At 44.2% G+C, this 21,194-nt stretch carries 18 protein-coding genes; 9 read left to right on the top strand and 9 right to left on the bottom strand.

Features of this window, described 5'->3' with window-relative positions:
* Positions 1-42: 42 nt before the first annotated feature.
* Together N0824_RS06830 and N0824_RS06825 are read right to left on the bottom strand one after the other, a co-directional pair.
* Positions 43-393 carry an HNH endonuclease gene (locus N0824_RS06830; RefSeq protein ID WP_108936211.1) on the bottom strand — a complete coding sequence of 117 codons (351 nt, stop codon included), beginning with the start codon at positions 391-393 and terminating at the stop codon, positions 43-45.
* Between the two features lie 208 nt (positions 394-601).
* A complete protein-coding gene (locus N0824_RS06825; RefSeq protein WP_108936331.1) occupies positions 602-1,333 on the bottom strand; it encodes a glutathione peroxidase in 732 nt (243 codons plus the stop codon).
* A 367-nt stretch (positions 1,334-1,700) separates the two neighbouring features.
* On the opposite strand from N0824_RS06825, the gene N0824_RS06820 reads away from it, so the two are divergent.
* On the top strand, positions 1,701-2,651 hold the full coding sequence (locus tag N0824_RS06820) for an undecaprenyl-diphosphate phosphatase (RefSeq protein WP_108936210.1): 951 nt from the start codon (positions 1,701-1,703) through the stop codon (positions 2,649-2,651).
* A gap of 12 nt (positions 2,652-2,663) precedes the next feature.
* On the opposite strand, the gene N0824_RS06815 is transcribed toward N0824_RS06820, so the two are convergent.
* The 5 genes from N0824_RS06815 to tig form a co-directional block, all read right to left on the bottom strand.
* Positions 2,664-3,521, bottom strand: a complete 858-nt coding sequence (locus N0824_RS06815; protein ID WP_108936209.1) for an alpha/beta fold hydrolase — start codon at positions 3,519-3,521, stop codon at positions 2,664-2,666.
* Positions 3,499-3,708 carry a hypothetical protein gene (locus tag N0824_RS06810; RefSeq protein ID WP_108936208.1) on the bottom strand — a complete coding sequence of 70 codons (210 nt, stop codon included), beginning with the start codon at positions 3,706-3,708 and terminating at the stop codon, positions 3,499-3,501. The genes N0824_RS06815 and N0824_RS06810 overlap by 23 nt, the downstream gene beginning before the upstream one ends.
* A gap of 21 nt (positions 3,709-3,729) precedes the next feature.
* Positions 3,730-5,064, bottom strand: coding sequence for an ATP-dependent protease ATP-binding subunit ClpX (clpX, locus tag N0824_RS06805; RefSeq protein WP_046661801.1), 1,335 nt, complete (start codon positions 5,062-5,064; stop codon positions 3,730-3,732).
* A 10-nt stretch (positions 5,065-5,074) separates the two neighbouring features.
* Entirely contained in the window at positions 5,075-5,776 is a 702-nt protein-coding gene (gene clpP, locus N0824_RS06800) for an ATP-dependent Clp endopeptidase proteolytic subunit ClpP (protein ID WP_108936207.1), read from the bottom strand.
* A gap of 252 nt (positions 5,777-6,028) precedes the next feature.
* A complete protein-coding gene (gene tig, locus N0824_RS06795) occupies positions 6,029-7,420 on the bottom strand; it encodes a trigger factor (RefSeq protein WP_108936206.1) in 1,392 nt (463 codons plus the stop codon).
* A 324-nt stretch (positions 7,421-7,744) separates the two neighbouring features.
* Between tig and N0824_RS06790 the strand changes: the two genes are divergently transcribed.
* The 5 genes from N0824_RS06790 to dxs all read left to right on the top strand — a co-directional run bounded on the left by N0824_RS06790 (position 7,745) and on the right by dxs (position 15,003).
* Entirely contained in the window at positions 7,745-8,782 is a 1,038-nt protein-coding gene (locus N0824_RS06790) for an aspartate-semialdehyde dehydrogenase (protein WP_108936205.1), read from the top strand.
* Between the two features lie 364 nt (positions 8,783-9,146).
* On the top strand, positions 9,147-10,037 hold the full coding sequence (gene dapA, locus N0824_RS06785; protein WP_108936204.1) for a 4-hydroxy-tetrahydrodipicolinate synthase: 891 nt from the start codon (positions 9,147-9,149) through the stop codon (positions 10,035-10,037).
* Positions 10,038-10,279: 242 nt separating this feature from the next.
* Positions 10,280-12,028, top strand: coding sequence for a ribonuclease J (locus N0824_RS06780; RefSeq protein ID WP_108936203.1), 1,749 nt, complete (start codon positions 10,280-10,282; stop codon positions 12,026-12,028).
* Positions 12,029-12,248: 220 nt separating this feature from the next.
* Positions 12,249-13,019 carry a nickel pincer cofactor biosynthesis protein LarB gene (gene larB / locus N0824_RS06775; protein ID WP_108936202.1) on the top strand — a complete coding sequence of 257 codons (771 nt, stop codon included), beginning with the start codon at positions 12,249-12,251 and terminating at the stop codon, positions 13,017-13,019.
* Between the two features lie 73 nt (positions 13,020-13,092).
* Positions 13,093-15,003: a 1-deoxy-D-xylulose-5-phosphate synthase gene (dxs, locus tag N0824_RS06770; RefSeq protein WP_002803695.1), complete on the top strand. Its 1,911-nt coding sequence runs from the start codon at positions 13,093-13,095 to the stop codon at positions 15,001-15,003.
* A 131-nt stretch (positions 15,004-15,134) separates the two neighbouring features.
* Here the strand turns inward: dxs and N0824_RS06765 are convergent, their stop codons facing one another.
* Positions 15,135-17,231 carry a serine/threonine-protein kinase gene (locus tag N0824_RS06765; RefSeq protein ID WP_108936201.1) on the bottom strand — a complete coding sequence of 699 codons (2,097 nt, stop codon included), beginning with the start codon at positions 17,229-17,231 and terminating at the stop codon, positions 15,135-15,137.
* Positions 17,232-17,644: 413 nt separating this feature from the next.
* On the opposite strand from N0824_RS06765, the gene N0824_RS06760 reads away from it, so the two are divergent.
* Positions 17,645-18,433, top strand: coding sequence for an ABC transporter permease (locus N0824_RS06760; protein WP_108936200.1), 789 nt, complete (start codon positions 17,645-17,647; stop codon positions 18,431-18,433).
* 152 nt (positions 18,434-18,585) lie between these two features.
* Positions 18,586-19,170, top strand: a complete 585-nt coding sequence (locus N0824_RS06755) for a pseudouridine synthase (protein ID WP_002793040.1) — start codon at positions 18,586-18,588, stop codon at positions 19,168-19,170.
* Positions 19,171-19,191: 21 nt separating this feature from the next.
* On the opposite strand, the gene N0824_RS06750 is transcribed toward N0824_RS06755, so the two are convergent.
* Positions 19,192-19,620 carry a hypothetical protein gene (locus N0824_RS06750; protein WP_108936199.1) on the bottom strand — a complete coding sequence of 143 codons (429 nt, stop codon included), beginning with the start codon at positions 19,618-19,620 and terminating at the stop codon, positions 19,192-19,194.
* Positions 19,621-19,818: 198 nt separating this feature from the next.
* On the opposite strand from N0824_RS06750, the gene N0824_RS06745 reads away from it, so the two are divergent.
* A complete protein-coding gene (locus tag N0824_RS06745) occupies positions 19,819-21,123 on the top strand; it encodes a hypothetical protein (RefSeq protein WP_108936198.1) in 1,305 nt (434 codons plus the stop codon).
* Positions 21,124-21,194: the final 71 nt, after the last annotated feature.

Below are 21,194 nucleotides of genomic sequence, written 5' to 3'. Positions count from 1 at the left end.
CCTATTAGTGGATGACAAGAACCTTCAGTAATCAAAGCTACATCAAGGAAGATACCGACTTGGGTTTTGCCCACCTTCAGCAAACTCAACCCAATTTACGGATGTTGCCCCTATGTACTGAACATGAGTTAATCGAATGTCGTATCGACCTTCCCTGTCTGCTGGCTCTGCACCAGCATGGTTCGCTATGTACAAATTATTCGCATTATTCTCATCATCACGATGATAAAGAATAATACGGTCAACTTCACGATTGGGATCGATCTTCCACTGACCCGTTGAACCAGTGTTGTCATCGTGGAGAACAAAGTGTTTTCCCTCTGTAAAGATAACGACTACCTTTTCATTTGGCTTTATGAAGTCACGGGCTTTCACAAAATCAGCAATTCTCATACTTGTGAGGCACAAAGTTTCTGGTTTTAGTTAGGGAACAGCCAACAGATAGTGTACTTTATAAGACTGAGAAACGCTATAAATGATTAACGAAATACATCAGACTACAATCACACCCAACAAAAAAGCTCTAACTTGCCCGGGCAAAACCTCTCACAGATATCTCTCCAGTTGCAATGGAAAGATAACTTGAGGTCTAACTGATTGATTATGCTCCTAAATAAGCTGCTAATTCTTCCGAACCGCCAATTAATTGCCCGTTAATGAAGACTTGCGGGGTGGTGGTATTGCCACTCATGGCCCGCAGAGAACGACTGGTGGCATCGCGTCCGAGGATAATTTCTTCGTATTGTAGCCCTTTTTCTTCTAACATTTTCTTAGCCCGGAGGCAGTAGGGACAGCCTACTTTCGAGAAAAGAGAGACTAAAGGCGGTTTTTTGGCTTCTGGGTTGATATAGTGTAACATCGTTTCCGCATCGGAGACTTTGAAAGGATCTCCCGGTTCTTCCGGTTCGATGAACATTTTCTCGATAACACCATCTTTGACTAGCATCGAATAGCGCCAAGAACGTTTACCGAAACCTAAGTCAGCTTTATCGACTAACATCCCCATTCCTGCGCTAAATTCGCCGTTACCGTCGGGAATCAAGACGACATTATCACATTCTTGGTCCTTTGCCCACTCGTTCATGACAAAGGTATCATTCACCGACAAGCAAACAATAGTATCTACGCCATTTTCTCGAAAAACTGGGGCTAATTCGTTATATCCGGGTAAATGGGAGGTGGAACAGGTGGGAGTGAATGCCCCGGGTAAGGCAAAAAGAACAACGGTTTTTCCTTTGAATAATTCCTCGCTGGTGATGTTCACCCATTGATTATTTTGACGCACGGGAAAGGTGACATCGGGAACTCTGTGTCCTTCTCGGTTTGGTAGCATAATCATCAACTCCTAATCGCTAAGTCGTACTCATTTCGAGTTTGTCTATAAGTGTAATCATAACGACTATGAGTTGTCAACAAGTATTTATGCTTAAATTAGTTACTGAAGGCAAGAGGCAAGGGCCTCCAAGAAAGAATCTGGCAATTCTCCCACCTAAAAAGAAGATTAGAAACTAAGTACATCAAAGCTTTTAGCTGAACAAATAAGGTTTTAGATTCGTCCGTTGTTATCAGTTACTTCTGTCTCCTGTATACTGTCTCCTGTCTCCCTTCTCCCCACTTCCCCACCTCCCAATTCATAATTCATAATTCATAATTCATAATTCCCGCTTCTCCCCACACCCCACCCCTTTTTTTACTGAAAAATGATGTTTCCCTTCCTGAAAAAAAGCTATAAATGGCTAGGACTAGCGATAATAACGGTGATTTTGGCGATTACACCCGCCGCCATTGCCCAATCAACCCCTAGCGCCATACCTCTGGCAAAAATTAACTGGTTACAGGCGATTTTTTTGGGATTCGTGCAGGGAGTGACGGAATTTTTGCCGATTAGCAGTACCGCTCATCTAAAAGCGATTCCCGTCTTTTTGGGTTGGGGAGATCCCGGTGTCACCTATACAGCAGTGATTCAATTGGGCAGTATTGCGGCGGTATTATCCTATTTTTGGCAGGATTTAAGGCAAATATCCACGGGAATGGTGAAAGCGGTGGCTAGTTCCGATTATCGTTCCCAGGATTTTCGTTTAGCCGTGGGGATTATCCTAGGCACAATTCCGATCGTTTTCTTCGGTTTGTTAATGAAACTTTTTATTCCCGATTTAGATAACTCCCCCCTGAGAAGCATGACAGCGATCGCCTGTGCCTCTATAGTCATGTCTTTACTCTTAGGTACGGCCGAAAAAATCGGGAAACATAAACGCAGTTTCGAGACTTTGCGACAAAAAGACGGGGTTTTAATGGGATTAGCCCAAGCTTTAGCCCTAATACCGGGGGTATCTCGTTCTGGGTCCACCTTAACTGCCGGGTTATTCATGGGTTTAGAAAGGGCCGTAGCGGCGCGATTTTCCTTTCTGTTAGGCATTCCGGCGATAACTTTAGCCGGTTTAGTGGAATTTAAAGGCGTTCTCGACCAGATTAACACCAGTGAATTAATTCCCCTCGCTATTGGGGTAATTTCCTCGGCGCTATTTTCCTATCTTTCGATCGCTTGGTTATTAGATTATCTCAAAAAACAGAGTACCTGGGTTTTTGTCTGGTATCGTCTCTTTTTCGGGGTTACTATCCTGATTGGTGTGGCCTGGGGGCGTTTTTCCTGACCTTTTGGCATTCTAATTAATTTCTAAAAAACCTCGTAATTTTTGTAGATAAGTAGGGGCATCTTCTAACATGGGAAAGTGAGCAGTATTAGGCATCTCCACATACTGGATATTATTATTCAAATCCGCCGCCATTTTGCCCATTTTGGCGGGGATAATAATGTCTTTTTCCCCTGATACTAAAAGAGTTGGTATCTTAATCTCTGCAAATTTACCCGGCATAATTTCCACTGCCTTTTTACTCACAGATGTATAAATTGTGCCTAGGGCGGCCTCGTAATCTGCCGCTAAAAAATCTTCTAAAAAAGCAATTCTTTCTGATTTTGGGATCGATCGATGCAAAAATCTCGCCATAAATAATCGATCGGCAAAAGGTACTTTTAAAAACCAATCATAACGAAACTGTACCACATACTTACCGAATTTATGAAAGGCAGCAAAAGCCGCTTTATTATACTCAAAAATGCCATTACAGGTTAAAACTGCTTTGACCACTCTTTCGGGGTACATAGTAATAAAAAAAGTCGCCACCGATGCCCCCATAGAGTGACTATTGAGATAGACTTTTTCAATTTCCAAACTATCTAAAAACAGGGCTAAATCAAGGGCATATTCTTCTAAATCGTAGGAAAGATCGGGGGATTTTTCCGGCAATTTAGACCGACCAAAACCGCGCATATCGTACAATAAACAATCAAAGCGATCGCAAATTGCCGCAGCCGTTGATCGCCAATAGCGTCCCGATCCTCCCCAACCATGAATAAACACCATCACCGGCTTTTTCTGGGGAGATTCCGACTCCCGAATCCACTCGTAATAGTGGGGAACACCGCGGACAGTGACTGTTTTATCGATTATTTGAGTTTTCATGATAGATGTCGTCTTCCAGATTATCCCAAATCTTAGCCAGTGCAGTTTCGCTGACTTTTTGCCAGAAATCCGAGTTTGTCTCCTCCGGGATGAGGGTGACTAAAACTCTAGTACCCTCTGGAATCGGCAAGGATTCGAGGAGTTCGATCCGGCCTTCTTTGACGATCGCGGGAACGGTGTTCAGCATGGTTATCCTCGATTTTTCCCCTTAAGCGGATTCTTGACTAGGTAGAGAGGAAGGATGAACCAATAGCTCTGCCGTGGAACGTTTTTCCACCATTTCGCGGGTGATTAAACAGCGTTTCACGTCTTTGCGCGAGGGCAATTCGTACATGACATCGAGCATTAATTCCTCGACAATACCCCGTAGGGCCCGGGCCCCAGTTTTGCGACGATAGGCCTCTTGGGCGATCGCTAGGACGGCATCAGATTTAAACTCTAACTGTACATTGTCCATCTTCAACAGTTTTTGATACTGTTTCACCAAAGCGTTGCGGGGTTGCGTCAGGATAGCGATTAAAGCTTCCTCATCCAGGGGTGAAAGCGCCGCTAGGACGGGAATCCGACCGACAAACTCTGGAATCATGCCAAATTTGACTAAATCATCGGGAGTCATTTGTTTTAATAACCCTGCCGCTACCTTATCCTTACTAGCTTGGCCATCTCCCGGTTGAATAAAGCCCATGGATTTTTTACCGAGACGCTGATCGATCACCTTATCTAAACCGACAAACGCCCCACCGCAGATAAACAGGATATTGCTGGTGTCAATCTGAATACAATCCTGATAGGGGTGTTTGCGGCCGCCTTGGGGGGGAACATTGGCGATCGTTCCCTCTAACATTTTCAGTAAAGCTTGCTGTACCCCTTCTCCGGACACATCCCGGGTAATCGAGGTATTTTCGCTCTTACGGGCAATTTTATCGATTTCATCGATGTAGATAATGCCCCGCTGCGCCTCTTCCACGTCTAAATCTGCCACTTGTAAGAGACGCAGGAGAATATTTTCCACATCTTCCCCCACATAACCGGCCTCGGTTAAAGTGGTGGCATCGGCGACGGCAAAAGGTACATCGAGGATTTTAGCAAGAGTTTGAGCTAGAAGGGTTTTTCCCGATCCCGTCGGCCCGATTAACAGAATATTAGATTTTTGCAGTTCGATGCTATCTTCTGGACTACCGCCACCGGCTTTTTGGGTTTGGATATCTTTGAGGCGTTTGTAATGGTTATAAACGGCCACAGAAAGCACTTTTTTCGCTTCATTTTGACCGATAACGTAGTCATCGAGATATTTTTTAATCTCTCTTGGTTTGGGAATTTGTTCCCAAGTGGTTTTGTTTTGGCCCGATCGCCGTTTGTTGGGGCGTTCCTCCACTGGGGCGACCGGACTGGGCGGTTCCATCAATTCCTCATCGAGAATTTCGTTACACAGTTCCACACACTCGTCACAAATATAGACCCCCGGCCCGGCGATTAATTTTCGCACTTGTTCCTGGGATTTGCCGCAAAATGAACACTTGAGGTGGGAGTCGTATTTAGACATAGTTTATTATTTACAGGGAAGTAACGGGAACGGTGGGATCGGGAAGTTCGGGACGGGAAATCACTCGATCGATTAACCCATATTCTTTGGCTTCGACGGCCGACATGAAAAAGTCCCGTTCGGTGTCGTTGGCGATGCGATCATAGGGTTGACCGGTGTGATGAGCCAGCATGGTATTGAGTCTCTGTTTAATATAGAGTATCTCTTTGGCTTGGATGGCGATATCACTGGCCTGACCTTGGGCGCCGCCGAGGGGTTGGTGAATCATGATCCGGCTACTGGGTAGGGACATCCGTTTACCTGCCGCGCCACCACAAAGCAGGAATGCTCCCATACTAGCGGCTAAACCGAAACAAATTGTCGCCACGTCGGGGCGAATTTGTTGCATGGTGTCGTAGATAGCTAGTCCGGCATAAACGGAACCACCGGGGGAGTTGATATAAAGTTGGATATCCTTTTCGGGATCTTCTGCCTCCAAGTAGAGGAGTTGGGCGACGATCGAATCAGCGACCTGATCATCGACGGGAGTTCCCAGAAAGACAATTCTCTCGCGCAGGAGTCGAGAATAGATATCAAAAGCCCGTTCACCCATGCCAGACTGTTCGATTACCACGGGTAAAACGTTAGCTAGGGAGTTTCTCCCCGTGTTGGCGTAGATAGCAGGGCGACAATTACTGGTAATTGGGTAGTCAGGTGATCTCGATTCGAGCATAATTTTTTCGGTTCCGCTATCACAATCTTAGGGGTTTTGCTTGGCTGTGGAGCTTTTACTGGCAAATGTTAAGCATCTTTAGCACTTCTGTCCATCTATTATGCCCTAAGTTTCCCCCGGTTGGCAGCAATCAGTTATCAGTTATCAGTTATCAGTTATCAGCTATCAGGGAATGGGGGAATGGGGGAATGGGGGAATTCAAGCAATACCCTAAAACCCCAACACCCCAACACGACTGCTAACTCCTTGTGGTTATTCTTCCTCGGCTGCCAACACTTCCACTTCGGTGAATGCGAAGGTTTCTTCTGTTTCCTCCTCCTCGCTTGTTTCTTCCTCTAGGGAACCTTTGGGGACGAGGGTGATAGTAGCTTTTTCTTTCAGCCATTCCAGGGTGTTTTCCGCCAGGATTTCTTCGGTGATCACCTGTTCCAGACGCTGCCTGTCTATGTCGCGATCGGACAATTGGGCCATGATTTTAGCGATTTTTTCCGTTACCGCTTCGGCACTGACTTCAATGCCGGCGACTTTAGCCAATTCCTGCACCACCAGAGTCTGTTTCAGACTTTCGATCGCATCGGGACGGGTGCTTTCCCGCATTTTGGGAATATTATCTTTTGTAAACAACTGGTTGACATCTAGCCCCATTTGTTGAAATTCCATGAAGCTTTGGGTCAAAATATGCGTCACTTCCTTTTCGATCAGCGTCTCCGGTAAATCTAAAGTGGCACCCTTAACTAATTCCTTGGTTAAAGCGTCATAAATGCTTTCTTTGGTTTCCTTCTCCGCTTGTTCTTGGAAGCGTTTCTCTAAACTTGCTCTTAATTCGGCGATTGTCTCCTGATCGCTGACTTCTTGGGCAAAATCGTCGTCAAGCTCGGGTAATTCCTTGGCTTTTAACTCTTTCATCGTAATGGTAAAGATTACCGCTTTTGCTGCCACATCTTCTTTGGGATAATCTTCCGGGAAAGTTAAAGTCATCTCTTTGACTTCTTCCGGTTTCATGCCGACAATTCCTTCCACCATCCCCTCGATAAAGCGTCCTGCTTCCATATCCACCCGCAGATCTTCGCCGTCAATATCCGGGATATCCTCGCCAGTTTCGGCGGATTTTCCCCGATAATCAACGATCGCCACATCTCCTAGCTGCGCCCCGCGATCTTCCACAGGAACCAATGTCGCTAACTGTTCTTGACGCTCTTTAAACCAATTTTCCACGGATTCGGGATCATAAACGGTTTCTTCGGCAGTAACGCTCAGATTTTCGTAATCTCCGAGAATAATTGTCGGGGCCACATCCACGGAAACTGAAAAAGTCAAAGCTTTACCTGGTTCATAGGCAGCGATCAAATCCTCAAACTGAGACAATAGCTGGGGATTACCCAGGGACTCGATCCCCTCCTGTTTTAGGGCAGATTCGAGGCAATTTTCGATTAATTCCTCAATTACTGCCGCTTTTACCGCTTTAGTTCCCAATCTTTGCAGAAGAATCTGACGGGGAACCTTACCGGGGCGAAAACCGGGTATATTGGCCGATTTCGCCAAATTATTTACCACTTTCTCGTGGGTGTTTTTCGTGGTTTCGGCGGGAATTTCAATTTCTAAACCTATCTGACTGGCAGGAAGCTTTTCCTGAATAACTTTCATTGATTTTTCTAGCTCTTACGACAAGGAACGTTTATAATAGGGTGAGCGGTGTTTACGCCTGCGGTGGATCCGTCCCGCTCATGATATTCTAGGGGAATAGCTGCAGTTGTTCCCCAAGCTGTCACAATCTTTTTATTTTAGCGGTCAATGGGGTATATTTAATTTATTCCGTCCTTGGGGCAGTTAAGCCCAATCAGAAAATTTTGCTGATCAAAAGCCGATCAAGCCAAGTTTTAGAATAACTCGGTGGACAAAAAAGATTTTTTACTTTAACGATTTCTTCGGATCATTATCATCACCCAACTCGTCAGGAGGTCACACAATTTGAGTCAAAAAGTACGGGTCGCTATTTTAGGGGCCACCGGGGCCGTGGGAACGGAATTACTAGAGTTATTAGCTAGTCGTCAATTTCCTCTCGCTAGTCTAAAATTACTCGCTTCCGAGCGTTCTGCTGGAAAAACCCTCGATTTTCAGGGCGAAAGTCTCCTAATCGAAGCGGTAAACGAGCGCTCTTTTCAGGACGTGGATATCGTTCTTGCTTCTGCGGGGGGGTCCACCTCGAAAGCTTGGGCGAAAACTATTGTCGAGTCGGGTGCGACGATTATCGATAACTCCAGCGCTTTTCGCATGAATCCCGAAGTGCCTCTGGTTGTCCCAGAAATCAATCCCGACAGTGTGGACAATCACCGGGGCATTATCGCTAATCCCAACTGTACGACAATTCTTTTAGGAGTGGCGATCTGGCCTCTCCACCAAGTACAGGCGATCGAGCGAGTAGTAGTTTCTACTTATCAGTCCGCTAGTGGTGCTGGAGCGCGGGCCATGGAGGAGGTAAAACAGCAAGCACAAGCAATTCTTGAGCATCGGCAACCTCCCACTAATTCCTTCCCCTATCCCCTCGCTTTTAATCTTTTTCCCCACAATACCCCGATTAATGGTCAAGGGTACTGCGAGGAAGAAATGAAAATGGTCAACGAAACCCGCAAGATTTTTGCTTGTCCAGAGCTGCGGGTTAGCGCCACCTGTGTGAGGGTTCCGGTCCTGCGGGCCCATTCGGAATCGGTTAACCTAGAATTTAGTCGGCCTTTTTCTGTGCTGAAGGCCAGAGAAATTCTTGAGTCTGCTCCGGGGGTAAAATTAGTGGAAGATTGGGACGCTAATTATTTTCCCATGCCAATTGATGCTACCGGTCGCGATGAAGTATTAGTGGGACGCATTCGTCAAGATATCTCCCATCCTAATGGTCTAGAATTGTGGCTATGCGGCGATCAAATTCGCAAGGGTGCGGCTTTAAATGCCGTACAAATTGCCGAACTTTTAGTTAAGAAAAATCTCGTCGGTTCAAGATTAGCAACAGTTTGATAACTAAGCTATCAGGCATCAGCTAGATCAAGGCGATAATAACTAGAAAAATAGCTAATTAATCGGATAAATCAAGTCTGGTTGTTGATTGCTCGAAAACTGATAACAAGAACCGAATCTAAAACCTAATTTGTTAAGCTAAAAGCTTCAATGTACTTAGTTTCTAACCTTCTTTTTGGGTAGGAGAATTGCCAGATTCTTTCTTTTGTCTGTTGCCTGTTGCCTCTTGCCTTCAGAAGCTGATAAGTAGCTAGACAAAATTAATTACACGTATCTAACCACCTCTTACCTGAGTGCCTATCCTAAACAAGAAGTTAATTTTGTCCTATTACTTAACTGATAACTGATAACTGATAACTGATCAATGAGTGAAACATATTTTGGACGAGTAATCACGGCGATGGTGACTCCCTTCACCGTCGAGGGTCAAGTTAATTATGCCATGGTGGAAAAATTGGCCGATCATCTAGTTACTCACGGTAGCGATGGTATAGTGGTCTGTGGGACGACGGGAGAATCACCCACCCTAAGTTGGCAGGAAGAATACGAACTATTTAGTATTGTCAAAAAAGCGGTTAATGGTCGGGGAAAAGTGATTGCGGGGACGGGTTCTAATTCCACTTCCGAAGCGATCGAAGCGACCCAACAGGCTGCTAAACTGGGTTTAGATGGTTCTTTACAAGTGGTTCCCTACTACAATAAACCTCCTCAAGAGGGTTTATATGAGCATTTTCGCACCATTGCCAAAGCTTGTCCCGATCTGCCAGTAATGCTTTATAATATACCTGGTCGTACTGGTCAAAATATGACCCCAGAAACGATTATTAAACTGGCAGCAGTTGATAATATTGTGGCGGTAAAAGAAGCTAGTGGTAATTTAGAACAAACCTGCAAGATTTACTGTCATACTCCTGGAAATTTCGCTATTTATTCCGGCGATGATTTTCTCACCTTACCCCTGATGACCTGTGGTGCGGTGGGAGTGGTCAGTGTTGCCAGTCATCTAGTGGGAGAAGAAATCCAAGGGATGATTCAAGCTTTCTTAACTGGAGATGCGGCCAAAGCAACCGAGATTAATTTGAAATTATTTCCTCTGTTTAAAGGTTTATTCTGTGCCACTAATCCAATTCCAATTAAAGCGGCCTTAAATCTAGTCGGTTGGGAAGTGGGGGGTCTAAGACTTCCTTTATGTCCCTTAAGTCCAGAGTTAGAAGAAGGATTAGCAAAAATTATGCAAGAATTGGCTTTAATCTAGAAAAATACTAGAAAATTTGGCTAACTAAACTAGGATTTTTTCGAGAAATAGGTTATAATGTTAATAGCTTCACTAGAAGAAAAGAAATATAGTTTAGAACTGCTAGAAAGTATTGATACTAAGTGAATTTAACTAGGTGTTTTTTCCCTAGTTAGACTTATTCTAACTATTCATTTTTTGAAATTTCCTGTCTAGAAAACCCACCTGAAAAATCACCATAACTTACCATCAAAGGATACCTAATGAGTCAAGATAAAACCCAAGCAAAACTAAAGATCATTCCCCTAGGAGGATTACACGAAATCGGCAAAAACACCTGTGTTTTTGAATACGATGATGAGATTATTCTCCTCGATGCTGGTTTAGCTTTTCCCTCCGACGATATGCACGGGGTTAATGTAGTGCTTCCCGATATGACTTATCTAAGAGAAAATCGCCATAAAATTAAGGGTATGATCGTCACCCACGGTCACGAAGATCATATCGGTGGCATTCCCTACCATCTCAAACAATTTGATGTACCAATTATCTACGGTCCGCGTCTAGCGATGGCTTTATTGCGGGATAAATTGGAAGAAGCAGGATTAGCAAATCGTACCAAATTAGAAACCGTAGTTCCTCGGCAAATGGTGCGTTTAGGTAAATCTTTCATGGTGGAATATATCCGCAATACCCACTCGATCGCCGACAGTTTTTGTGTAGCAATTCACACTCCTTTAGGGATAATTATTCACACAGGAGATTTTAAAATTGACCATACTCCCGTGGATGGCGAATTTTTTGATCTGCAAAAAATTGCCGAACATGGCGAGAAAGGGGTGCTATGTTTATTGAGTGATTCCACTAACGCAGAAGTACCCGGTTATACTCCCTCGGAAGCTTCCGTTTATCCCGGTTTAGAGCGGGTTTTTAACCAAGCAACGGGAAGGATTATGATCACTACCTTTGCCTCCTCGGTGCATCGGATTAATCTGGTGTTGAAATTGGCCCAGAAATTTAACCGGAAAGTGGTGGTAGTGGGTCGATCGATGTTAAATGTCATCGCTCATGCGCGTAATTTGGGGTATATAAAATGTCCCGATGATCTATTTGAACCCTTGAAAGCGACCCGCAATTTAGCCGATGAAAAAATCGTCATTTTAACCACAGGATCCCAGGGAGAAACTTTAGCGGCCATGACGCGGATTTCTAAGGGTGAACATCCTCATATTCGCGTGCGTGAGGGAGATACGATTGTCTTTTCCGCTAATCCGATTCCGGGTAATACCATCGCTGTGGTCAATACGATTGATCGCCTGATGATGCAGGGTGCTAACGTAGTTTACGGACGCGATAAGGGAATTCACGTTTCCGGCCATGGTTCCCAAGAAGACCATAAATTGATGCTATCTTTGACCCGGCCGAAGTTTTTTGTGCCAGTGCATGGAGAACACCGAATGCTGGTCAAACACGCTCAGATGGCCCAAAGTATGGGTATTCCCGCCGAAAATATGGTAATCGTCAAAAATGGTGACACGATCGAGTTAACTGGCGATCGCATTAGCCTCGGCGCACCAGTGCCTTCGGGAATCGAGTTAGTGGATCAAGCGGGTGTGGTCCACGAACACATTATGCAGGAAAGACAACAATTAGCCGAAGATGGTGTGATTACGATCGCGGCCTTCCTTAACGGAGAGGGACAATTAAGCGCACCTCCAGAGATTAATTTGCGCGGTGTGGTGACAAAAGTGGAAATCTCGCTGCTGAATCAGTTAATTATTCGGGCGATCGAACGCTGTTTAAGCGATCGCAGTGGTGAATTTAAAACCGCCGCGGGATCCCCGGATTGGGCCGGTTTGCGGGCCGAAATCGAGACGACTTTGCAACGTTTAATCAAACGGGAGTTACAGAGTCAACCTCTAGTGATTTTCCTCCTACAAGCGGCGGCAACGGAACCAGCGAACAATCGTACTTATCGCCGCCGTCGTCCGGCAGCCACCATGGCCTCCTAAAATCAGTCAGTCGTCAGGAGACAGGAGACGGGAGACAGGAGACAGGAGACAGGAGACAGGAGACAGGAGACAGGAGATTATTTCTATTTATTCTCCCCACCTCCCCACTTCATAATTCATAATTCATAATTCATAATTCCCACTCCCCCACCTCCCTACTTCATAATTCATAATTCATAATTCATAATTCCCGCACCCCACTTCCCATTGATAACTGACCATGTTCCATGCTGCCGATTTGCGATCGCTGCTGACCGCCGTTGCCAGGGGAGAAATTAACCCGGAGACAGCCTTAGATAAACTTAAACATCTGGCCTTTGAACCGGTGGAAGACTTCGCTAAAATTGACCATCATCGTCAACTAAGAACGGGATTTCCGGAGGTTATCTGGGGGCCGGGTAAAACCACCGCTCAAATTGCCCAAATTATCAATGTTTTGCGTCAAAATAGTCCCGTGGTTATGGCCACCCGCATTGAAGCAGAGATAGCAGCGCAGCTACAGGAACAGGTAACGGACTTAGTTTATTATCCCTTAGCCCGCATCTGTGCCATTGCCGCAGCTGCCCCAGAAAATCCCCCAAAAGGGATAATTTCCATCCTAACGGCGGGAACTGCCGATATTCCCGTAGCGGAGGAGGCGGCGGTTACTGCTCAATTATGCGGTTTTTCCGTGCAGCGTCTCTGGGATGTGGGGGTAGCGGGAATTCATCGCCTCTTGAATCATCGCCATCTACTGGATGCCGCCGATGTGTTAATTGTTGTTGCGGGAATGGAAGGAGCCTTACCAAGTGTGGTAGCGGGATTAGTTGATCGCCCGGTGATCGCCGTTCCCACCAGTATCGGTTACGGAACCAGTTTCGGCGGTATTGCTCCTTTGTTAACTATGCTCAATTCCTGCGCGGTCGGTGTGGGTGTGGTTAATATAGATAATGGTTTTGGGGCTGCCATGTTAGCCGGCCAAATTTTACGCACGGCGGCCAGATTAGCCTAGATTTTCCCTCATCTCAGGCTGAAGATCCTATACAGTTGGTATAGGGATAAACTACTTTGAAAAAGAAGCCGATATGCACCTAAGTGAAATTACTCATCCCAACCAGTTACATGGTTTATCACTCCGTCAATTAGAAGATATTGCCCGTCAGATTCGCGAAAAACACCTCCAGACGATCGCCGCTACTGGTGGACATTTAGGACCGGGGTTAGGAGTCGTAGAACTAACGATCGCCCTTTACCAAACCCTCGATCTCGATCGAGATAAAGTCCTTTGGGACGTGGGACACCAAGCTTATCCGCACAAACTCCTCACCGGTCGCTATAACGATTTTCACACCCTGCGCCAAAAAAACGGCGTTGCGGGCTATCTAAAACGTTGCGAGAGCAAATTTGACCATTTTGGGGCTGGACACGCCTCTACGAGCATTTCTGCGGGGTTAGGAATGGCTTTAGCCCGGGATGCCAAGGGGGAAGATTTCAAGGTAGTATCGATCATCGGGGACGGCGCTTTAACCGGGGGTATGGCCCTAGAAGCGATTAACCATGCTGGACATTTACCGAACACCAACATCATGGTTATCCTCAACGATAACGAGATGTCCATTTCCCCCAACGTCGGGGCAATTTCCCGCTATCTCAATAAAGTTCGTTTGAGCGAACCCGTCCAGTTTATCGCCGATAATCTCGAAGAACAATTTAAAAATCTACCCTTCTTCGGTGACTCCCTGACTCCCGAAATGGAACGAGTCAAAGAAGGAATGAAACGGTTAGCAGTTCCTAAGGTTGGCGCAGTGATTGAGGAATTGGGCTTTAAATATTTTGGCCCGATTGATGGTCATAATATTCCCGAATTAATCGCCACTTTTAAACAGGCCCATAAGGTCCACGGACCGGTTTTCGTCCACGTTGCCACCGTGAAAGGCAAAGGCTACGAATGGGCCGAAAAAGATCAAGTGGGTTATCATGCCCAAAATCCCTTTAATTTAGCCACGGGGAAACCGATTCCCTCCAGTAAACCGAAACCTCCCGCTTATTCTAAAGTTTTCGGGCATACTCTCACTAAATTAGCGGAAAATGACCCGCGCATTATCGGTATCACCGCCGCCATGGCCACCGGTACGGGATTAGATAAATTTCAGGCAAAACTACCGAAACAGTACATCGATGTGGGAATTGCTGAACAACACGCTGTTACTCTCGCCGGTGGTCTTGCTTGCGAAGGAATGCGCCCGGTTGTCACCATTTACTCTACTTTCCTGCAGCGGGCTTTTGATCAGATTATTCATGATATCTGTATTCAAAATCTACCAGTTTTCTTCTGCATGGACCGGGCCGGTATTGTCGGGGCCGATGGACCGACCCACCAGGGGATGTACGATATCGCCTACCTGCGTTGTATCCCCAATATGACCATTATGGCCCCGAAAGATGAGGCGGAACTGCAAAGAATGGTCGTGACGGGGATTAATCATACCAGCGGCCCCATTGCCATGCGTTACCCCCGGGGCAACGGTTTAGGGGTTCCCCTGATGGAAGAGGGTTGGGAAGCTTTACCCATCGGTAAGGGCGAAATTCTCCGCAGTGGCGATGATATTCTCCTGTTAGGATACGGCACTATGGTCAACACTTCCCTACAGGTGGCCGAAATCCTCAGCGAACACGGCATCGAAGCCACAGTGGTTAATGCTCGTTTTGTCAAGCCCCTTGATACAGAACTTATCTTTCCCCTTGCTCAACGTCTTGGTAAGGTGGTGACTTTGGAAGAAGGTTGTTTGATGGGTGGTTTTGGTTCTGCGGTTTTGGAAGCTTTACAGGATGCTAATATTCTAGTTCCGGTCAAGCGTTTCGGGGTTCCCGATAAATTAGTGGACCACGCAACACCAGAGGAATCCTTCGCTGATTTGGGTTTAACCAGTCCCCAGATTGCCCAACAGGTTTTAGCGGCATTTTTTAGCCAAAAACAAACCGCTAACGTTGGTTAAAATCTCAAGATTAGCTTGGCCAGTTTTCCCGAAAAATTAGGGAAGACTGGTTTTTTTTTGGTCTAGATAATATCATCTTCAGCGCTCATTTTTGATAGACAAAAGTTATTGCTGTCACCCCAAACACAAGTTTACTGTCTCACTCGCCAAATTTTGATAGTTTTGTCACCACTCCCACTAGCTAAATAGCGGCCATCGGGACTATATACCACTGAGTAAACCGGACTAGAATGACCAGTAAGGGTACGCAATTCTTTTCCCGTTGCCACCTCCCAAATTTTGATAGTTTTGTCCCAACTCCCACTGGCTAAATAGCGGCCATCGGGACTATATACTACTGACCAAACCACCTTAGAATGACCAGTAAGGGTACGCAATTGTTTTCCCGTTGCTACCTCCCAAATTTTGGTAGTTTTGTCACCATTCCCACTAGCTAAATAGCGGCCATCGGGACTATATACTACTGACCAAACACTACCAGAATGACCGGTAAGAGTACGCAATTGTTTTCCCGTTGCTACCTCCAAAATTTTGATAGTTTTGTCACCACTCCCACTAGCTAAATAGCGGCCATCGGGACTATATACTACTGACCAAACACTACCAGAATGACCAGTAAGAGTACGCAATTGTTTTCCCGTTGCCACCTCCCAAATTTTGATAGTATTGTCAATACTACCACTAGCTAAATAGCGGCCATCGGGACTATATACTACTGACAAAACCAAGAGAGAATGACCAGTAAGGGTACGCAATTCGTTTCCCGTTGCTACCTCCCAAATTTTGATAGTATTGGAACTCCCACTAGCTAAATAGCGGCCATCGGGACTATATACTACTGACCAAACACTACCAGAATGACCAGTAAGGGTACGCAATTCTTTTCCGGTTGCCACCTCCCAAATTTTGATAGTTTTGTCCCAACTCCCACTAGCTAAATAGCGACCATCGGGACTATATACCACTGACCTAACCATGTCAGAATGACCAGTTAGGGTTTTATCTAAGAAGCGAAGAATAGATAAATCAGATATTAATAATTGAGGACTAGCAGGAAAATTTTTATATTTAAAATAACCATAAACTTGCGTTATTCCTATTCCTAATAACAAAACGCCACTGAGTGCTATTAATCCATTTCTCAGATTATTATTTTTAACCGGTTGTGCTGGTGTTTTTTTGGGTACAGCTACAGGTGAAACTGGCGGAGAAGGATTAATCTTAGGAATAACCTGTGGTTGTTTTTGATTTACAACAGGCTGCGGATTTGGTGGTGGTGGAGATGGTCTATTAGGAGTTATAGGAGGTAACTTTAATTGCCGTTCAATCTGATCTAAACGTTGTAAAATAACCCTAGTATTAGCCGGTCTATTCTTTGGCAATCTTCCCATCAACTCGTCAATAAAATCCAACAATAACGGGTGAATATTTTCCGTTTCTTCTCGCCAAGGTAAAACATCATTAATCGGATCATAAATTTCTAAAGGATGTTTTCCGGTTAATAAATGCACAAAAGTTCGTCCTAAAGCATGAAAATCTGATTGAATCACTGCTTGACCATGTTGTTGTTCATTGGGGGTATATCCGGCTGAGGTAATACCTGTTACCTGTTGACCTTTTACCTTTTGATGATAGGTTTGGGTTTCTTCCCTTGCTGTCCCAAAATCAATTAACACCAACTCGCCACTATTACGCAGCATAATATTAGGAGGCTTAATATCTCGATGCAGCCAATTCTGTTGATGAATTTTATCGAGAATTAAAGTAATTTCTCTCAGCCATTTTAAGGCTCGTTTTTGACTTAACTTATCATACTGCTTTAGCCACTGGTCTAAATTAATCCCCTCCACTTTTTCCATAACTAAACAGTGTAATATTTTCCCTTCCCTCGTGGAATATTGAAAATAGGTATCTGCTCGAGGAACACCGGTGACATTTTGACGACTCAACTCTAATAAAACGTCATATTCCCGTTTAAATAATTCAACTGCTTTCGGTTCATTATTCCATCTTTCTTGTAAGACCTTGAGGATTTTGGCTGTAAAACCCTCAAAAGCCTCATAAACAACCCCAAAACCGGTCGTATCACTCAATAACCGACTTACCCTATATTGACCATTTAACAACAACTCAGAGCGACAACTTTGACAGTAAAGAGTATTCGAGTTATTATTACTCGGATGGTCTGGTTGAAAACAATTGGGATTAATACAGTAACAGGGTTTCATCTCGGCTATCAGTTATTTTATTGGGTTAATAATTGCAAGTTTTCCCTCCCTGACCTTGACAGCATTTTATCATAAGTAAGCTGGTTATAATTAAATTAAAAATGGATTTTGCCTTTAATCCCCCCCTGCCCCCCTTGATAAGGGGGGTGCCGATAGGCGGGGGGATCCCCCCTTAATCCCCCCTTAATAAGGGGGGCATCTGATAATTTTTAACGCCTACCTACTTAAGTAAGCTAAAACGGATTTTAACCGCCTATCCTTAAATTAGCTGAATCTCCCCCAATCCCTTTACTGTTGCCTCTTGCCTATCCTTAGACGATGATTATTTTTCTGGTGCGAAAAGCTCACTCTTGAAAAAGGGGACAATTATTAATTATTATTAAAAGTATATTTACTAATTAACCAAAATACCAGTGAAACTAGCTCAAGCTCAGACGATATTAACAGACACTTTAACCGTATTTTGGGGAGAATGGCTAGATTTACGCGCGAGAGTCCTTCAGATCGCCGCCACAGGTTTAGTTTCTCCCCTAATCTATATTATCGGTTTCGGGTTGGGGTTGGGAAGCGCCCTCGATCGCTCGATGAAACCCTCACTCGGCGATTCCTATCTAGAATTTATTTTACCCGGAATGGTGGCCCTGTCCTCAATGGCGATCAGTTTCGGGGGAACCACCTTTTCGATATGTGGCGATCGCTTATTTAGTAAAACCTTCGAGGAATTATTATTGCTTCCCGTCCATCCCCTCTCATTATTTTTAGGCAAAGTTTTCGCGGGGATTTTGCGCGGTGTAATGACTTCTGCATCAGTGATTCTCGTTGCTATCTTATTTACAGGAAAATTTGTCAGTTTTCTCAATCCCCTCTTTTTATTAGTTTTAATCTTAAATTGTGCCGTCTTTGCCGGTTTAGGGGCAATTGTCGGATTGCGAGTTACATCCATCGAAAGTGTCGGTCTGTATAATAACTTTTTAATCGTGCCGATGTCTTTTTTAGGAGCAACTTTTTTCGATCCCCAAACCTTGCCCTGGGCATTAAAAATTATTGTTTATGCCTTGCCCCTCACCTATGCTAGTCTAGGATTAAGAGCCGCAGCCTACGATATAAATCAATTTCCTTGGTTCGCTATCCCCATTTTATTAATCGTCGCTATTCTTCTCTCAATCGTCGGCGCTTATCAATTCTCCCATCAACGGGATTGAATCAGTTATCAGTGATCAGTTATCAGTTAAGTACCTAAGCAAAGTTAATTAAACATATCTAACTACCTCTTGCCTATTGCCTATTGCCTTTTGCCTATTCTAACCAAGAAATTAATTTTGCATAAATACTTATCTCCTGACTCCTTTTTCCCTTGAATAAATATATCCTTTTTTATAAACCCTACGATGTATTATGTCAGTTTACTGATGAAAATGGTCGCTCGACTTTAAAAGATTATATTCCCATCCCAAATATCTATTCTGTCGGTCGTTTAGATAGGGACAGCGAGGGATTATTATTACTCACAGATAACGGTCAATTACAGCATCGTTTAGGTCATCGTCAATTTGCTCATCCGCGCACCTATTGGGTACAAGTCGAAAGAATTCCAGACCTAAACGCTTTAGAAAAATTGCGTCAAGGTCTTCCTATTCAGGATTATCGCACTCGACCAGCAATAGTTAATTTACTAGATTTTGAACCGGATTTACCCCCCAGAGAGCCACCGATTCGTTATCGAAAATCTGTTCCCACCGCTTGGTTAGAAATTACCTTAACTGAGGGAAGAAATCGTCAGGTAAGACGGATGACGGCTGCCGTTGGTTATCCCACTTTAAGATTAATTAGAACAGCCATTACTATTGACAAAAACAATAAATTATGCTTAACAGGATTACAACCCGGTCAATGGCGAGAAGTGACTGAAAAAGAGAGAAAAGCCTTAGAAAAATTGTAGCTCAAATTATTGATAAATCAGCTATAGATTCTCATTTTTAAAAACTTCAAACACCTGCCGGCTGAAATATTTTAACTTATCAGCCACCTTAGCAGAAGGTTGATAATTGCCGACTAATTGCCAATTTTCCACCGTAGATAGTCGCCAAGCGGTTCCTTGATGGTTAAAAGCCTGCATTTCTAAGCCAATCAAACGCTGATGCTGATCCTCGCTATCGAGATGAAAACGAATTTGTACCAGAATACTGCGCCCTTGAATTCTGGGACTCCAACCGGGAAAATGGAAAGCGATATCGATCGAGTCGGGATCCGTTAACTCCCTTGTGTGGGGATCGTTGCGCCAAGGTTTCAGATCTGCCTTTGCATCGGGGAATTGTTGTTTAAACAGGTTGACGAGTGTGGCGATCTTTGCCGTTAATTCTAATCCTTTTGCCTGTTCCGACGCATTCATGCTCACCTCTGATAATTGCTTATAAAGTAACTATTTATACAGTTTAGCCCTGCTTTTTGCGACTATTGGAACAATTATAACGATATTTTCTCGATCGAGTCCAAAATGCCGCACCTGTCAATCAAGATAGCCGCTGCCAAAAAGACAAAATCAAAACTAAACTAGAAAATAGGATAATCGAGAGGAACAGTATTTTCTATGAATCCCCAAGAGTCTCTATTACAATCGATCGAAAAATTAGGCTATCGGGTTACGGTGGGTGATGTGGCGGCAAAATCGGGTTTAGAGATTAACGCTGCACAACAGGGATTATTAGCTTTAGCGGCGGAAGCGGGGGGACATTTACAGGTAGCAGATACGGGGGAAATTATCTATCTTTTCCCCGAAAATTTTCGCTCGATTCTTCTGAATAAATATTGGCAATTGCCGTTAAAAGCTTTCGCCAGTAAAATCTGGAAAGTAGTTTTTTATGTTATTCGCATTTCCTTCGGCATTGTTTTAATTATTTCGATTTTAATCCTCTTGCTGGCTATTCTGGCAATCCTGATCGGCTTAATGTTTAAAGATAGTGACTCGGATAACAATTCGGGAAATAACAACATTAATATTAACTTCTTTCCCACGGACTTTTTCTGGATTTTTTATCCCGACTTTGGTAATAACTACTACGAAAAAAGAGATAGGGAAGTTAAGGCAGAAAAACCCTCTAGTAAGATGAATTTTCTCGAGGCAGTTTTTTCTTTTCTTTTTGGCGATGGCGATCCTAATTTTAATTTAGAGGAGAGACGCTGGCAAACTATCGGTAAAGTAATTCAAAATAATCGTGGCTCGATTATCGCTCCACAAATTGCCCCCTATCTCGATAGTATTAACCCCAGTCAGGAGGAGACAGAAGATTATATACTCCCAGTTTTAACTCGTTTTAATGGGTTGCCGCAAGTGTCCGATCGAGGCGATATTATCTATTATTTTCCCGATCTACAGGTGACGACCAAAGAGAGAAAATTACAAACAGTTTCGCCCTATCTAAGGGAAAAACCCTGGAAGTTTAGCGAAGCAGATAGCGGTCAAATTATCTTAGCTTTAGGTTTAGGGGCGGTTAACTTTATCCTCGCTTTAGTTTTAGGATATTTGCTCAACAGTGATAGTGTCGATTTGAGCGGTTCTCTGGGGTCGATAGTCACAGGGATCTACGGTTTTCTCCTCAGTTATGCCGCTGCTTTTTTGGGGATTCCCCTCGGTCGTTATTTCTTTTTACAGTGGAGAAATAAGCGGGTTAATCAACGCAATCAACAGCGAGAAAAAAGAGCAGATTTATTAGCCCAAAATAATCCTGAATTAGAGCAAAAACTGGCCTACTCTCGTCAATTCGCTGACCAAAAAGTGATTAGGGATGCTGATATTAGTTATTCTACCGATCAAGACTATCTCGAACAAGAGATCGAGCGCTCCGATAAAATCGATCGAGAATGGCAAAAACGCTTAGAATCCCCCGATTCCTGACTCCTGACTTGAAAGAGGGTGTAGGGTGTGGGGTGTGGGAATTATGAATTATGAATTATGAATTATGAAGT

Origin of the sequence: Microcystis sp. 0824 (assembly GCF_003112475.1) — a bacterium.
GTDB classification, from domain to species: Bacteria; Cyanobacteriota; Cyanobacteriia; order Cyanobacteriales; family Microcystaceae; genus Microcystis; species Microcystis aeruginosa_C.
The sequence above is the reverse complement of the archived record's forward strand: the minus strand, read 5'-3'. Positions and strand labels throughout refer to the sequence as shown.